The organism is Ruegeria sediminis (assembly GCF_005938215.1).
Taxonomy (GTDB): Bacteria; Pseudomonadota; Alphaproteobacteria; order Rhodobacterales; family Rhodobacteraceae; genus Ruegeria; species Ruegeria sediminis.
This window is the reverse complement of sequence record NZ_VCPD01000006.1, coordinates 193,493-208,751: the sequence shown is the minus strand read 5'-3', so window position 1 is coordinate 208,751 and position 15,259 is coordinate 193,493. Positions and strand designations below refer to the sequence as shown.

15 protein-coding genes are annotated in these 15,259 nt (G+C 62.9%); 11 read left to right on the top strand and 4 right to left on the bottom strand.

Annotation, left to right across the window (positions count from 1 at the left end):
* The first annotated feature begins 154 nt into the window (after positions 1–154).
* From FGK63_RS16595 to FGK63_RS16580, 4 genes are read left to right on the top strand one after another with little or no spacing between them, the layout of a single operon-like run.
* Positions 155–1,279, top strand: coding sequence for an ABC transporter permease (locus FGK63_RS16595; protein ID WP_138844315.1), 1,125 nt, complete (start codon positions 155–157; stop codon positions 1,277–1,279).
* 1 nt (position 1,280) lies between these two features.
* Positions 1,281–2,096 (top strand): ABC transporter ATP-binding protein, encoded by an 816-nt coding sequence (locus FGK63_RS16590; RefSeq protein ID WP_138844313.1) that lies wholly within the window; start codon positions 1,281–1,283, stop codon positions 2,094–2,096.
* 8 nt (positions 2,097–2,104) lie between these two features.
* Positions 2,105–3,820: an MlaD family protein gene (locus FGK63_RS16585; protein WP_138844311.1), complete on the top strand. Its 1,716-nt coding sequence runs from the start codon at positions 2,105–2,107 to the stop codon at positions 3,818–3,820.
* Positions 3,817–4,482: an ABC-type transport auxiliary lipoprotein family protein gene (locus tag FGK63_RS16580; RefSeq protein WP_246044066.1), complete on the top strand. Its 666-nt coding sequence runs from the start codon at positions 3,817–3,819 to the stop codon at positions 4,480–4,482. The genes FGK63_RS16585 and FGK63_RS16580 overlap by 4 nt, the downstream gene beginning before the upstream one ends.
* A 28-nt stretch (positions 4,483–4,510) precedes the next feature.
* Here FGK63_RS16580 and FGK63_RS16575 read toward each other — a convergent pair whose 3' ends face one another.
* Complete coding sequence (locus FGK63_RS16575) at positions 4,511–5,035, bottom strand: CBS domain-containing protein (RefSeq protein WP_138844308.1); 525 nt, start codon at positions 5,033–5,035, stop codon at positions 4,511–4,513.
* A 124-nt stretch (positions 5,036–5,159) separates the two neighbouring features.
* Here FGK63_RS16575 and FGK63_RS16570 point away from each other — a divergent pair, with 124 nt between their 5' ends.
* From FGK63_RS16570 to FGK63_RS16555, 4 genes are all read left to right on the top strand, one after another.
* Positions 5,160–5,345: a hypothetical protein gene (locus tag FGK63_RS16570; RefSeq protein WP_138844306.1), complete on the top strand. Its 186-nt coding sequence runs from the start codon at positions 5,160–5,162 to the stop codon at positions 5,343–5,345.
* Positions 5,346–5,410: 65 nt separating this feature from the next.
* Positions 5,411–6,436 carry an FAD:protein FMN transferase gene (locus tag FGK63_RS16565; protein ID WP_138844304.1) on the top strand — a complete coding sequence of 342 codons (1,026 nt, stop codon included), beginning with the start codon at positions 5,411–5,413 and terminating at the stop codon, positions 6,434–6,436.
* 16 nt (positions 6,437–6,452) lie between these two features.
* Positions 6,453–6,695, top strand: coding sequence for a (Na+)-NQR maturation NqrM (gene nqrM, locus FGK63_RS16560; RefSeq protein WP_138844302.1), 243 nt, complete (start codon positions 6,453–6,455; stop codon positions 6,693–6,695).
* 117 nt (positions 6,696–6,812) lie between these two features.
* Complete coding sequence (locus FGK63_RS16555; RefSeq protein ID WP_138844300.1) at positions 6,813–8,486, top strand: sulfatase-like hydrolase/transferase; 1,674 nt, start codon at positions 6,813–6,815, stop codon at positions 8,484–8,486.
* Between the two features lie 11 nt (positions 8,487–8,497).
* Here the strand turns inward: FGK63_RS16555 and FGK63_RS16550 are convergent, their stop codons facing one another.
* Positions 8,498–9,112 carry a helix-turn-helix domain-containing protein gene (locus FGK63_RS16550; RefSeq protein ID WP_138844298.1) on the bottom strand — a complete coding sequence of 205 codons (615 nt, stop codon included), beginning with the start codon at positions 9,110–9,112 and terminating at the stop codon, positions 8,498–8,500.
* Between the two features lie 328 nt (positions 9,113–9,440).
* On the opposite strand from FGK63_RS16550, the gene gcvT reads away from it, so the two are divergent.
* The 3 genes from gcvT to gcvP all read left to right on the top strand — a co-directional run bounded on the left by gcvT (position 9,441) and on the right by gcvP (position 13,859).
* Positions 9,441–10,538 (top strand): glycine cleavage system aminomethyltransferase GcvT, encoded by a 1,098-nt coding sequence (gcvT, locus tag FGK63_RS16545; RefSeq protein ID WP_138844296.1) that lies wholly within the window; start codon positions 9,441–9,443, stop codon positions 10,536–10,538.
* A 14-nt stretch (positions 10,539–10,552) separates the two neighbouring features.
* On the top strand, positions 10,553–10,918 hold the full coding sequence (gcvH, locus tag FGK63_RS16540) for a glycine cleavage system protein GcvH (RefSeq protein WP_138844294.1): 366 nt from the start codon (positions 10,553–10,555) through the stop codon (positions 10,916–10,918).
* 82 nt (positions 10,919–11,000) lie between these two features.
* Positions 11,001–13,859, top strand: coding sequence for an aminomethyl-transferring glycine dehydrogenase (gene gcvP / locus FGK63_RS16535; RefSeq protein ID WP_138844292.1), 2,859 nt, complete (start codon positions 11,001–11,003; stop codon positions 13,857–13,859).
* A gap of 74 nt (positions 13,860–13,933) precedes the next feature.
* On the opposite strand, the gene FGK63_RS16530 is transcribed toward gcvP, so the two are convergent.
* Together FGK63_RS16530 and FGK63_RS16525 are read right to left on the bottom strand one after the other, a co-directional pair.
* The gene (locus tag FGK63_RS16530) at positions 13,934–14,458 is read right to left on the bottom strand and encodes a hypothetical protein (RefSeq protein ID WP_138844290.1); all 525 of its coding nucleotides are present in this window, start codon (positions 14,456–14,458) and stop codon (positions 13,934–13,936) included.
* Between the two features lie 218 nt (positions 14,459–14,676).
* On the bottom strand, positions 14,677–14,961 hold the full coding sequence (locus FGK63_RS16525; protein ID WP_138844282.1) for a hypothetical protein: 285 nt from the start codon (positions 14,959–14,961) through the stop codon (positions 14,677–14,679).
* Positions 14,962–15,259 lie beyond the last annotated feature (298 nt).

The window sequence follows — 15,259 nt, the reverse complement described above, 5'->3', positions numbered from 1 at the left end:
CTGCGCCCGGTCAGCCTTTGCGTTTGCTGTACATGCGCTCCGACCTCGGGTCGCATGACCGAACTGTAGCCCGCCTACACTCTTCCCTAGGAAAATTTCTCCTTTTGGCACAAACTCGTTGCAGCATGCCAAGCCTCGCTATCTCATTCCGTTCATGACCAGCCCATCGCTAACATCGGAACAATCGGCTGGTGGCCAGCTGGTCCGGTTCGCGGGCCAGCTTCTGACGCGAAGCCTCGGCAGCATCGAGGCGCCGCTGGCCCGGTTCCGCGCCGAAAGCGGTGACGTGATCCTCGATCTCTCCGACGTGGAGGCGCTGGATACCGGCGGCGCCTGGATGATTGCCGATCTCAGGCGCAGGCTGGAAGCCGAGGGTGTGAGCGTGCAGATCACGGGTGCGGATCCCGCGCGGGCTGCCCTGATCGAAACCGTATCCCGGAACATGCCCGAGGAACTGGTTCCCGAGGGTCCGCCCGGCGGGTTCGTGGCTTGGCTTGAGCGGTTGGGAAAAGGAGTTGTCGGCGCCTGGACCGACACCCTGTCGGTCCTTGGATTCCTCGGTCTGACGCTGCACCGCCTGCTTCGGTGTCTTATCATGCCCTGGCGGCTTCGCGGCGCGTCGCTGGTGACGCAGATGGAAGAAACCGGTTTCAAGGCCGTGCCCATCGTCGCCCTCATGGGGTTTCTGATCGGTGTCGTGCTGGCCTTTCAGGGCGCCACCCAATTGCAGCAATTCGGCGCCGAAGTGTTCGTGGTCGAACTGATCTCGATCTCGGTTCTGAGAGAATTGGGGATACTGCTGACGGCGATCATCGTCGCGGGCAGGTCGGGTTCGGCCTTTACCGCCTCTATCGGTTCGATGAAGGTGCAGGAAGAGCTCGACGCGATGCGCACACTGGCGCTGGACCCGATCGAGGTTCTCGTCGTGCCGCGCATCCTCGCGCTGCTGATCGTTCTGCCGGTTCTGGGGTTCATCGCCGACATATCCGGCCTGATCGGCGGCGCGCTGATGAGCTGGATCGACCTGGGCGTCAGTCCGGGCATGTTCGTCACGCGGCTGAAGGAAAACACCGATGTCTGGCATTTCGCCGTCGGCATGATCAAGGCGCCTTTCTTTGCGCTGGTCATCGGCGTGATCGCCTGCTGGCAAGCCATGCAGGTGCAGGGGTCGTCCGAAAGCCTGGGACGCAGGACGACGGCCTCGGTCGTTCAGTCCATTTTCATGGTCATCACGCTCGACGCGCTGTTTTCGATCTTTTTCTCGGAAATGGGGATCTGACATGGACGGCACGCCAGCCCCGCGTACGACCCAGGCCGACGCCGAGCGCGAGGCGGTGATCCGTGTGCGCGGCCTGACCAACCGGTTCGGACCGCAGGTGGTGCATGAAAACCTCGACCTCGACGTCTGGCGGGGCGAGGTTCTGGGCGTCGTCGGCGGCTCGGGCACCGGCAAATCGGTGCTGATGCGGAGCATCGTGGGCCTGAACAAACCCGCGGCCGGCAGCATCGAGGTTCTCGGGGTCGATGTGCTGAACGGCACCGAAGCCGACCGGAGGCGCATCGAGAAAAGCTGGGGCGTTGCGTTCCAGTATGGGGCGCTGTTTTCGTCGCTTACCGTGCTGCAGAACGTCTTGGCGCCGATGCGCGAGCATCTGAAGATCAGCGAACGGCTGATGCAGGAGCTAGGCGAATTGAAGATCAGCCTCGTCGGCCTGCCCCTGACCAGTTGCAGCAAGTTCCCGTCCGAGCTTTCGGGCGGCATGCGCAAGCGGGCGGCGCTGGCCCGCGCCTTGGCGTTGGATCCCGAGATCGTGTTCCTGGACGAGCCGACAGCGGGGCTGGACCCGATCGGAGCGGCGGCCTACGACGATCTCATCGGCGAGCTTCAGCGGGCCCTTGGACTGACGGTTTTCATGGTGACGCATGACCTCGACAGCCTTTACGCCATCTGTGACCGGGTTGCGGTACTTGCAGAGAAGCGCGTCTTGGTTGAGGGTCCGATAGAGGACATGGCTTCGGTGGACCATCCGTGGGTCCGCGAATACTTCACCGGGCCTCGGGCACGCGCTGCAAGCGAGAAAGGTCGGAGCACCTAGGAACGGCGATGGAAACCAAGGCGAACTACATACTGATCGGGGCATTCACGCTGGCAGGTATTCTTGGCCTGTTCGGGTTCCTGCTGTGGCTCGCCAAGTTCGAGGTGACCCGCCAGTACGACTATTACGACGTACTCTTCGACAACGTGTCCGGTCTTTCGACCGCGGGAACCGTTCTGTTCAACGGCCTTCCGGTCGGGCAGGTGATCTCGCTGCAGCTTGACGACGACGATCCGTCCAAGGTCCGCGTCCGGCTGGAAGTGGATGCCGATACGCCGATCAAGACCGACACGATCGCGGAACTGCAGTCGCTGGGCGTAACCGGGGTCAGCACCGTCGCGCTGTCGGGGGGATCGGCCAGCGCCGCCCTACTGCCATCGGGCGGCGTGATCAAAAGCCGGCGCAGCGCGCTGCAGTCAATCTTTGAAGGGGCGCCGGAACTGCTGAGCAAGGCCATCACCTTGATGGAGGACCTGCAATCCATCGTGGACGACAAGAACCGCGCCGCGGTCAGCGAGTTGCTGGAAAACCTCTCATCCGCATCGGGCAAGCTGGACCGCGCCCTGACCGATTTCGAAACCCTGTCGGACGATCTCGGCAAGGCCTCGCAGGAGATCTCGGCCTTCAGCGGCAAGCTGGGGCAACTGTCCGATACCGCCGAAAAGACGCTGACCACCGCCGAGGAAACCCTGTCGTCGGCCAAGCAGGCCGCGGATACCGCCGTCGGAACGCTCGACACCGCAAACCAGGCCTTCGCCACCGCCGAGGGCCTGATGCAGAACGAGTTGACGGAATTCCTCAAGCACGGCACCGATGCCGCAAGGACGCTGGATACGACGGTGAAGACGCTGGAACCCACGGTCGTCGCGACGATCGAGTCGGCGCAGACCCTGATCGAACAGCGGCTGCCGCAATTGGCGGACCAGGTGCTGGAAACCGCCCAGGTGCTGGAAGAACAGATCAACATCGTCGGCGCGGACGCCGCCAAGCTGATCACCCGCTATGACGAGGTCGGCAAGACCGCGCAGGCCCGGCTCGACCAGACCGCCAGCGCGATCACCGCCTTCGAGATCGCAACCAACGATGCCAAGGAAGCGATCGCCACCATCAACGCGGCGGTTCAGCAGGACCTGCCGGGGATGATGGAGGATCTGCGCAGCGCCGCGCAGACCGCCAACCGCGTGGTCGGTGAAGTGGGCACGGACGTGTCCGAGGTCTCGGACCGCCTGAAGCTGCTGTCCGACGAGGGCAGCGTCGCGCTTGCCGTGGCGACGGAAACCTTCTCCAATGCCAACGAAACCTTGACCGCGATCACCAAGGCGATGGACACCGCGCAGGACACGCTGGGAGTGGCGGAACAGACGTTTTCCTCGGTCAACAAGGTGGTGAACGAGGATGTGGAAACCATCGTGTCCGACGTGCGCGGGGCGGTCGACGCGCTCTCGACCACGGCTCACCGGGTGGCGGACAATTTCGACACGATTTCCGCCGAGATCATGAGCGCGTCGAAATCGGCCTCGGAACTGGTCGGCACCATCGACACGATCGTGCAGGAGAACCGTCGTCCGATTTCCGAGTTCCTGCGCTTCGGATTGCCGCAACTGGAACGCTTCGTCGAGGAATCCCGGCGTCTTGTCAGCAATGTCGACCGCCTGGTCGACCGGGTGGAGCGCGACCCGGCGCGCTTCCTGCTTGGAACCCAAAGCTCGGAGTTTCGCCAATGAGATGGCACGCCCACATGGTCGCATTGAGCACGATCCTTCTTCTGACCGGTTGCGCCGGCCTTGGGTCGCTCACCAAGGCGGTCAAGCAACCGAACGATCTGTATGTGCTAACGCCGAAAAGCACGTTCTCCCAATCGCTGCCGCGCATCGACCAGCAGGTCGTGGTCGAGGAGCTTACCGCCACCGCCGCGGTGGACACGGACCGCATCGCGGTGCAGCCGACCCCGCTGCAGGTTCAGTACCTTCCGCAGGCGCGCTGGGTCGACCGGGCCCCGCTGATCGTGCAGGCGCTGCTGATCGAAAGCTTTGAAAACTCCGGCAAGGTCGCCGCGGTGGGCCGTTCCACGGTCGGGCTGCGCGCGGATTACCAGATCGTCACGGAACTGCGCGAATTCCAGGCCCACGTGGTGCCCGGATCAGGCCAGCCCCCGACGCTGCAGGTCGATGTGCGGATGAACATCAAGATCATCGACACCTACGAAGACCACATCATCGGATCGCGCTCGTTCCAGGAGTACCAGATCTCGGCAAGCGACAAGGCGCCGGAACTGGCGGCGGCCTTTGACGAGGCGCTGGGCGATGCGATGCGCGATGCCGTCGAATGGAGCATCCGCACCATGCATTCCCACGCCTCGCGGAATCCGAGACCGTCGCTGAACTGATCGGTCGTGCGCCGAGATCGCGGCCGCTCTAGCCGACGATCATCTGCTTCATCCGCAGCGCCTCGTATTCCAGTTCGTTCAACCGGAAATGGATGACGTCGCCGATCGAGATCACGCCGCACAGGTGGCCGTCCTTCATCACGGGCATGTGCCGGAAGCGCCCTTCGGTCATGCGCTTGAGAATGTCCATCAGATAGTCGTCGGGCGTGCAGGTATGCACGTCGCGGGTCATCAGTTCCTCGACGGTCTGCGGCAGGGTGTGGCCCGGCGTTTCGGCAAGCCGTCGCACGATGTCGCGCTCGGACAGGATGCCCTGCAGATCGCCATTCTGGTCGGTCACCAACACGGCGCCGATGCGTTTCTCCTTCATCAGTTCGACGACGTGGTGGATCGTGTCGGCCGGCCGCACCGCAACGATCACGTCCCCCTTGCCTTCCAGCAGCTTGGCCACGGTCGATTGCGCGTGCGACAAATTCGACTCGGGCGTCTGGCTGTAGGTGTGCTGGTCCTCCTTGTCGCCGCGCATCGGTGCCTGGTAAGAGGTCGGGGCCATGGATGGGTATCCTCCTGTGTCGGTCGAGGTTTTCACCCCCACCTTACCGCAGGCGCGCGACCTGTATAGAGTACAAATACGTCGACCGCCGCCAAATGCCGCAGAACAAGGGGTTTTCAACGTCTTGCCCGATCTTCACCTGACCCCGCTCACCGGCGCCCTGATCGTCTTCATCGTGGTCGTCTGCGGCCACCGCTTCCGTCTGGCGTGGAAGGAACAGACCCCGGGCTGGCAGCGGCGCGCATGGGCGTTCGGGATACCGGCGGCAATCGGCCTGCTGGTGCTGGCGTTTCTTCCCCTGAAGTACTGATGGCGGTTTGACTCCGCTAGGGGGCGCTGTCATACGCCGGGTGCGTTTCTACTGGAGGTTCCTTGATGCGCCGATGGTCTGTCCTGACCCTGGTCCTGCTCGTTTCCGGCTGCCTGTTCGACAAGGAGCCCGAAGTGGTCCGCCTGTCCGGCGAAACCATGGGAACGACCTACAACGTGACCGCCATCGGCGAGGATCTGGACGAAGCGGCGCTGGGCCGGTCGGTCGAGGAAACCCTGGCCGCCGTCAATGCCAAGATGTCGAATTGGGACGAGGCGTCCGAAGTGTCGACCTTTTCCGCCTCGGACAGCACCGCCCCGATCCCGGTCTCGGCCGAGTTCGCGACCGTGATCGCAGCCGCCAACGAGGTCCACGCCAAGAGCGGCGGCAAATTCGACGTGACCCTTGGACCCTTGATCGAACTGTGGGGCTTCGGCCCGCGCAAACCCGAAGACCCGGTACCGTCGGACGAGGACATCGCCGCCGCCCTGGAAAAGGTGGGGCAGTCGGAGCTTCTGTCGCTGGACCAGTCCGCGGGAAAGCTGGCCAAGGCGGACGGCAGCGTCGGCATCAACCTGTCCGCAATCGCCAAGGGCTACGGCATCGACGCGGTTGCTGCGGCGCTGACGGCGGCCGGCATCGAGAACTACATGGTCGAGATCGGCGGCGATCTGGTGACACGCGGCAAGAACGACAAGGGCGAGGCCTGGCGGATCGGCATCGAAAAACCCGAACCCGGTTCGCAGACGGTGCAACTGGTGGTGCAGGTGAGCGACCTGGGCATGGCGACCTCGGGCGACTACCGGAATTTCTTCGAACAGGACGGCGTCCGGTATTCGCACATCATCGACCCGACAACCGGGCGGCCGATCACGCACCGGACGACCTCGGTCACGGTGCTGGCGGACACGGCGATGATGGCCGACGCCTGGGCGACCGCGATGCTCGCGCTGGGCCAGGAAGAGGGCCTGAAAGTCGCCGAGGCCAACGATATCGCTGTGTTCTTCATCGCTCGGGATGTGACAGGCGGCGACGAAGCCTATATCACGGTGCACAGCAACGCGTTCAAGGACGCGCTGGCGCGGAACTGACGGGACGGAGACCGACATGACGACATTCATTCTGGCTTTCGTGCTTCTGGTGATCGTTGTCGTCGGCATGTCGCTGGGCGTCATGCTGATGGGCAAGACGATCAAGGGCAGTTGCGGCGGCCTGAACGCGATCTCGGGGGCCGACAAATGCGTCGTCTGCCAAAAGGACATCGACCCGGACAGCCCGTTGCGGGACAAGCTGCAGTGCAAGCGCGCCCGCAAGATGCTGAACCAGATGGACAGCAAGGCGGACGCCTGAGCCCGGATCGGTTCCGGCGTCTCCGGGCCGGACCCGCATAGCGTCAGAACCTCCTTCGCGGGCCGCAGATTTCCCGATACGTTAGCAAGTGAACGAATTGCGGGAGCGGCGGGGCGCATGGCCGAAGCGAAGAACATCCTTTTCATCATGTTCGACCAGCTGCGATGGGATTACCTCAGCTGCTACGGCCATCCGCATCTGCACACGCCGAATATCGACCGGCTGGCGGCGCAGGGTGTCCGCTTTGCCCGCGCCTATATCCAGTCTCCGATCTGCGGCAGTTCCCGCATGTCCACCTATACCGGGCGATACGTGCATTCCCACGGCGCGTCCTGGAACGGCATCCCGTTGAAGGTCGGCGAACTGACCATGGGCGATCACTTGCGTAAGGCCGGGATGGACTGCTGGCTGGTCGGCAAGACCCACATGCGCGCCGATGCCGAAGGCATGGCGCGCCTCGGGCTGGAGCCCGACAGCCTGATCGGCGCGCGGGTGGCGGAATGCGGTTTCGACGTGTTCGAACGCGATGACGGCATGCTGCCCGAGGGGCCGGACGGATACTACGATCCCGACGGGGCCAGAGAATACAACAAGTACCTGCAGTTCAAGGGATACGAGAGCGACAATCCCTGGCACGATTTCGCGAATTCCGGCCTGGACGCGGAAGGCAACGTGCTGTCTGGCTGGTTCCTGAAGCACTCTCCCGAAGCCGCCAACATCGCGGAAGAGGACAGCGAGACGCCGTACCTCACCAGGCGCGGCATCGAGTTCATGGAGACGCATGAAGGCCCGTGGTGCTGTCACCTGAGCTACATCAAGCCGCATTGGCCCTACATCGTGCCGGAGCCCTATGCGTCGATGTACGGCCCCGAACACGTGCTGCCGGTCAACCGGTCCGAGGCCGAGCGTCAGAATGCGCATTCGGTGCTCAAGGCGTTCATGGACACGAAAGTCGGTCAGACCTTTTCCCGCCAGGACGTGCGCGAGGCAGTGATCCCCGCCTACATGGGCCTGATCAAACAGGCCGACGACCAGATGGGCCGCCTGTTCGACTGGATGGAACGGACCGGCCGGATGCAGGACACGATGATCGTGCTGACTTCGGATCACGGCGATTTCCTGGGCGATCACTGGATGGGCGAAAAGACCTTCTATCACGACGCCTCGACCAGGGTGCCGCTGATCATCTACGATCCGTCCCCACAAGCGGACGCGACGCGCGGAACCGTCTGCGACGCCCTGGTCGAGTCGATCGACCTTGTCCCGACCTTCGTCGAGGTCGCGGGCGGCGAGATCGCGGGCCACGTTCTCGAAGGACACTCGCTGCTGCCGATCCTGCATGGCGAAGCCGATGAGACCGGACGGAGTTTCGTCATCAGCGAATACGACTATTCCGGCTCGCCGGTGGCGAACATGCTGGACGCAGGCGTGCGCGACGCGGTGACTTTCATGGTGGCAACCAAGGAATGGAAGCTGGTCCATTGCGAAGGCGGTCACCGCCCGATCCTGTTCGACCTGGAAAACGATCCGGGCGAACTGGTCGATCTGGGCGCCAGCGCCGATCATTCCGAGGTGATCGACGAAATGTACGATCACCTGTTCCGCTGGGCGCGCCGACCGTCGCAGCGGACTACGCGATCGCATCGGCAATTGATGGACATGCGGACCGAAAGCCGTGGCCGCGGCGTCGTCATCGGCGTCTATGACGAGAATGACACGCCGCTGGAACTGACCGTCAAATACCGTGGCCGCAAGGCGAAACCGTACAGAGAGTATCTTGCCAAGAAATAGGCCGTTCGCGTTCAGTCAGCGAGAGAAACCCACAGGACCCGGGCATCCTCTTCGCTGGTCGAAACGCAGCCATGCCCCATGCCGCTGTCGTAATAGACCGAGTCACCCGCCTTCATGTGCAGCGGGCGATAGTGTTCGGTGTAGAGAATGACCTCGCCGCTGATCACGAACATGAACTCTTCGCCCCGGTGGCGCACCCAGGTCTCGAACTCGGACATGTCCCGCGCCTTGATCGTGCTGATATAGGGCAGCATGCGCTTTGTGGTCAGTTCATTGCAAAGAAGCTCGTGGTCGTAGGTGCGCGTCACCTGATGCTCGCCCTCGCCCGACCGGGTATGGTCGCGGCGCCCGGAAATGTCGCTTTGCGCCGATTGCAGGAACAGCTGTGGCGTTTCCAGTTCCAGGGTCTGCATCAGGCGGCGGATGATCTCGAAGCTGGGCCGCGTCTGGTTGTTTTCGATCTTCGACAGCGTCGAGCGGCCTATGGCCGCCGCTCTGGCTGCTTCCTCCAGCGTCAGCCCCTTTTCCTTGCGGGCATCCCGAATCATTTTGCCCAGGGTTTCCCCGTCCGGAGCCTCCATCGCCTCGGCGGCGGGTCCTGTATCTTCTGATTGAACCGGTTCCATGCGCACGAAATCCCCTGTTTCTCACACAGCTTATGTTTGATGCATCATTTAGTCAAAATTTCCCCAACATATCTTTTGTTGATTATAGGGAAAAAGTTTCCTATTGGAGACATACCATGGTATACGGCGGCCGCATATCTGTTGTGGAACACGCTACTCCGAAGGGACAGCCCATGAGTGCAATTGACCCGATCACCTTGTCCGCAGCTGATGGTGGCTTTCCCTGTACCGGATTCGGCCCTAACCTCGCCCCTGTCGTTCACGTTGCAGATTGCGCCGCCAAGGTATTCCGCGGCCGCGCAGAACATTCACGAGAAAGGCACACGTCATGACTGACGCGCCCAAACGCACCCCGCTCTTTGATTTGCATGTCGAGCTTGGCGGCAAGATGGTTGACTTCGCCGGCTGGGAAATGCCGGTGCAATATCCGATGGGCATCATGGGCGAACACAACCAGTGCCGTGAAAAGGCTGCGCTTTTCGACGTCTCGCACATGGGACAGGTGATGCTGAAGGGCGAGAACGTGGGCGAAAAGCTCGAGGCGATCTGCCCGCAGGTCTTCTCCAGCCTGAAGGAAGGCAAGGCGCGCTACGGCTTCTTCACCAACGACGCCGGCGGGATCATGGACGATCTGATCGTGTCGAACGCCGGCGATCACTTTTTCGTCGTGGTGAACGCCGCGCTGCGCCACCAGGACATCCCGCACATGAAAGCCAGCCTGGAAGGCGTCGAAGTGACCGAGATCTTCGACCGCGCGCTGATCGCCGTGCAGGGTCCAAGCGCCGAGGACGTGGTGGGCGGGCTGTGCCCCGCGGCGCGCGACCTGAAGTTCATGGAAACCGCCATCGGCGACATCGACGGCGTCGCCTGCCGCATTTCGCGTCTTGGGTACACCGGCGAGGACGGCTTCGAAATCTCGATCCCCAAAGACAAGGCGATCGGCATCGCCCGAGCATTCCTGGCGCATGAAGACTGCGAACCGGCCGGCCTTGGCGCGCGTGACAGCCTGCGGCTTGAGGCGGGCCTTTGTCTTTACGGGAATGACATCGACCAGACGACATCGCCCGTCGAGGCGAACCTGTCCTGGGCGATCCAGAAACGCCGCAGGGAAGAGGGCGGCTTTCCCGGCTCGGCCCGCATCCAGAAGGAACTGGCCGAAGGCACGATGCGCAAGCTGGTCGGCATCCGGCCCGAAGGCCGCGCTCCGGCACGCCAGGGCGTCGAGATCCAGAACCTTGGCGGAGACACCATCGGCCAGATCACCTCGGGCGGCTTCGGCCCCACCGTCGGCGGTCCGGTCGCAATGGGCTATGTTTCGGCCGGCCATGACCGGCCGGGCGAAAAGGTGAACCTCATCATCCGCGGCAAGGCGCAACCGGCCGAGGTTGTGGCGCTGCCCTTCGTCACCCAAAATTACAAGCGATAAGTCAGGAGAAAAACATGGCGACCTATTACTCGGAAGAACATGAGTGGATCACCGTCGAAGGTGACATCGCCACCCTCGGCATCACCCAGCACGCCGCCGATCAGCTGGGCGACGTCGTCTTCGTCGAGCAGAAGGAAACCGGCGACGAATTCGGCAAGGGCGACGAGATCGGCGTGATCGAGTCGGTCAAGGCCGCCTCGGAGATCTACGCGCCCGTGGATGGCGAGGTGGTCGAGGTGAACGAGGAACTGGCCGACAACCCGGGCGCGCTGAACGACAGCCCCGAAGGCGACGCCTGGATCTACAAGATCAAGCTTGCCGACGCATCGCAGCTTGAGGAGCTGATGGATCTGGACGGCTACAAGGCCTTTATCGGCTGACCGCTTCATCTTTTCCCAAATACTCCCGCCGGAGGCATCCGCAACCTCCACGGGGCGCCAGTTTCGACACAGGAGCGCAGACATGGCCTTCAAACTGACCGATTACGAAGCCTACGACTTCGCCAACCGCCGCCACATCGGACCCAGCCCCCGCGAGATGGCCGACATGCTCAAGGTGATCGGGTTCAAGACACTCGACGAACTGATCGACGCGACCGTTCCGCCCGCCATTCGGCAGGAAGAGCCGCTGGACTGGGGTCCGGCCATGACCGAGCGCGACGCGCTCTATCACATGAAACAGGTCGCCTCGAAGAACAAGGTGCTGACATCGCTGATCGGGCAGGGCTACTACGGCACCACGACACCGGCGCCGATCCTGCGCAACATCCTGGAAAACCCGGCCTGGTACACCGCCTACACGCCCTACCAGCCCGAAATCTCACAGGGGCGGCTCGAGGCGCTGTTGAACTATCAGACCATGGTCAGCGATTTCACCGGTCTGGACGTGGCCAACGCCTCGCTGCTGGACGAGGCGACCGCGGCGGCCGAGGCGATGGCGATGGCCAAGCGCGGTGGACGGTCCAAGGCGAACAACGCCGCTTTCTTCGTCGACAGGAATTGCCACCCGCAGACCATCGCGGTGATCAGGACCCGCGCCGAACCACTGGGCATCGATGTCACGGTTGCCGATCCCGACGATCTGGATCCCGGCGCGGTCTTTGGCGCGATCTTCCAGTATCCGGGCACCTACGGCCATGTGCGCGACTTCACCGCCGAAATCGCGGCCCTGCACGAACATAACGCCATCGCCATCGTCGCCGCCGACATCCTGTCGCTGGCGCTGCTGAAATCGCCGGGAGAGATGGGCGCGGACATCGCCGTCGGCTCGACGCAGCGTTTCGGCGTTCCCATGGGCTTCGGCGGCCCACACGCCGCCTACATGGCCACGACCGACAAGCTCAAGCGGGCGATGCCGGGGCGGATCATCGGCGTGTCGATCGACAGCCGCGGCAACAAGGCCTACCGCCTGGCGCTGCAGACCCGCGAGCAGCACATCCGCCGCGAGAAGGCCAACTCGAACGTCTGTACCGCACAGGCTCTGTTGGCGGTGATGGCCTCGATGTACGCGGTTTACCACGGGCCGGACGGCATCAAGGCCATCGCCCAGTCGGTGCACCGCAAGACCTCGCGCCTGGCTGCCGGGCTGGAGGAGCACGGTTTCAAGGTCGAACCCGAAGTGTTCTTCGACACCATCACGGTCGAGGTCGGCCCGCTGCAGAAAACCGTCATGGAGGCGGCCGTCGCCCGCGGCGTCAACCTGCGCAAGGTGGGCGAGACCAGGGTCGGCATCAGCCTTGACGAACAGACCCGCGCCGAGACCATCGAAGCGGTGTGGGGCGCCTTCGGCATCGACAAGAAGGACGACAGCGTCAGGAACCGCGCCTACCGGCTGCCGGACTATGCGCTTCGCGAAACGCCCTATCTCACCCACCCGATCTTTCACAAGAACCGGGCCGAGGCCGAGATGACCCGCTACATGCGCCGTCTGGCAGACCGCGACCTGGCGCTGGACCGGGCGATGATTCCGCTGGGTTCCTGCACCATGAAGCTGAATGCGACGATCGAGATGATCCCCGTCACCTGGCCGGAATTCTCGAACCTGCACCCTTTCGTGCCCGAGGACCAGGCGCAGGGCTATCACGAGATGATCGCGGACCTGAATGACAAGCTGTGCCAGATCACCGGCTATGACGCGATCAGCCAGCAGCCGAACTCGGGCGCGCAGGGCGAATATGCCGGGCTGTTGACCATCCGCAACTATCACATCGCGCGCAGCGAGGGGCATCGGAACGTCTGCCTAATCCCGACCTCGGCGCATGGCACCAACCCGGCCTCGGCGCAGATGGTCGGCTATCAGGTGGTGCCGGTGAAATCGGACGCGCATGGCAACATCGACGTCGCCGATTTCCGCGAAAAGGCCGAGAAGCACACGGACCAACTGGCGGCCTGCATGATCACCTATCCCTCCACTCACGGCGTGTTCGAGGAAACGGTGCAGGAGGTCTGCCAGATCACCCACGAACATGGAGGTCAGGTCTATATCGACGGAGCCAACATGAACGCGATGGTCGGCCTCTCGCGACCCGGCGATATCGGCGGCGACGTGAGCCACCTGAACCTGCACAAGACCTTCTGCATTCCGCATGGCGGCGGCGGCCCCGGCATGGGCCCGATCGGCGTCAAGGCGCACTTGGCCGAGCATTTGCCGGGCCACCCGGAATACGGCTCGGCCGTGGGGCCGGTGTCGGCGGCGCCTTTCGGCTCGCCCTCGATCCTGCCGGTCAGTTGGGCCTACGTGCTGCTGATGGGCGGTGCGGGTCTGACGCAGGCGACCAAGGTGGCGATCCTGAATGCGAACTACATCGCCGCGCGGCTCAAGGATGCGTACAAGATCCTCTACACCTCGAAATCCGGCCGCGTGGCGCATGAATGCATCCTCGACACCCGGCCGCTGGCGGAAGACGGAAACGTCAACGTCGATGATATCGCCAAGCGCCTGGTCGACTCGGGCTTCCATGCGCCGACCATGTCCTGGCCGGTCGCCGGCACCCTGATGGTGGAGCCGACCGAATCCGAACCCAAGGACGAGTTGGACCGTTTCTGCGACGCCATGCTGTCGATCCGACAGGAAGCGCAGGACATCATCGACGGCAAGATCGACCCCGAGAACAACCCGCTCAAGAACGCGCCCCACACGGTGCGCGACCTGGTGGGCGAATGGGATCGTCCTTATACCCGCAAACAGGCCTGCTTCCCGGCAGGATCCCTGGGCGTCGACAAGTACTGGTCGCCGGTGAACCGTGTGGACAACGCCTATGGCGACCGGCACCTGGTCTGCACCTGCCCGCCGATGTCGGATTACGAGGAAGACGCGGCCTGACGGCCGCAAGCGCCTGATTCCGTCGAGAACGTTGAGTACAATCAGCGGGCCGGTTGAACCGGCCCGTTTCTACTTCATGCGTCGCAGGCAGCGATACCCATCGCAATGATCCTGGCCCCCGAGATCCGATAGATCGGGTTCAACCGGTTTCTTCCGGTCTTCATGTACCAGTCCCGCAAAGGCTGAGGATAGTACTGCGAGATGACGCGCGAGAAATATTCGAACCGGTCCGGCGCAAGACGCCGCCCGTTCAGCGATGGGCCGTGAAACCCGAACTGGGTTTCGGGCAGGATGCAGGTGTTCGGCAGACCCAACAGCATCGTGCAGGTCGAAAAACAGAACTTGCCGCGGATCTCGACCCGCTGACCGCTGGCGCGCAGCCTGCGGATCTGAAAGAGCCGCGCCTTGATCGAACCGCCCCGGTCATTGCCGACAACGTGAGGCGCTGGTGACGTGTTCTCGGCCGACACCTGCCCTGTCCCGCCGATACCGAGTGCCAGCACCACCGCCGCGATGGCTGACGCAAGGCGGTGTGCTTTTTCTGGTGACCGGGCACAGCTTTCCCGGGGCCGCGATGCGGCCTGGTCGGCATTGTTCATGGAACCGCCCCCTGGTTCTGCCTGTCCGAAGCAAGGACAGGGTCACGCGCCGCGCCGGCGCCAAAGGAACCGCGGACGGGCGCTCAATAGGAGCTTCAATTAATCGAGTAACAAGGCGTCAATCCTATCAGGATCGCCCGAAAAAGTCGAGTTTGGGGAGCCAAAAGCAAAAGGCCCGCCAAAGGGGCGGGCCTGTGATCACGCCAACTGGGCGCGATTCAGTTGATGGTGCCGGTGGTGCTGATGGTCGAACCGCCACCGCCGCCGCCCGCAGCGGCAGCAACAGCAAGAAGGCCGGCGCCGGCGCCGATCAGCGGCACGAGATTCGTTGCGTTTTCGAGGAGGGCCGCGCATTCCGCGCGTTCGGCGTTTTCCGGCTTCAGGCACAACTCCCGGGTGAGTTGAACGGTCTGCGGCTGCGGCTGCACGGTATTCTGCGCGAATACGGGCGCCGCTGTCACGGCCAAGGCCGCGGCAGCAATCAGGGTTTGTCGGATCGCCATAAACAGTCTCCTCGGAAATCTCTAAAGGGGCACTACGAGCCAATTTCAGTTTGAACCGCTTTTTTTGCCAGCGGTCAATACGGGTTTTTCGATTTGTGGCTATTTTGCATCGAGTTGCGCGTTTACCTTTCGTAAGATTCAGACGTCAATTCGGGCTGCAAGCCAAGAAAACAAGGGCGTGAACGTCATTGTCTTGATCCGGTGGAGTCGCGATTTCGCGTGGGGAAATTTCTACTCTACTTACGCAATGGTCCGGTATTTACCTCCGGTCTCGAATTGAGTTATCGGCACAACCGGA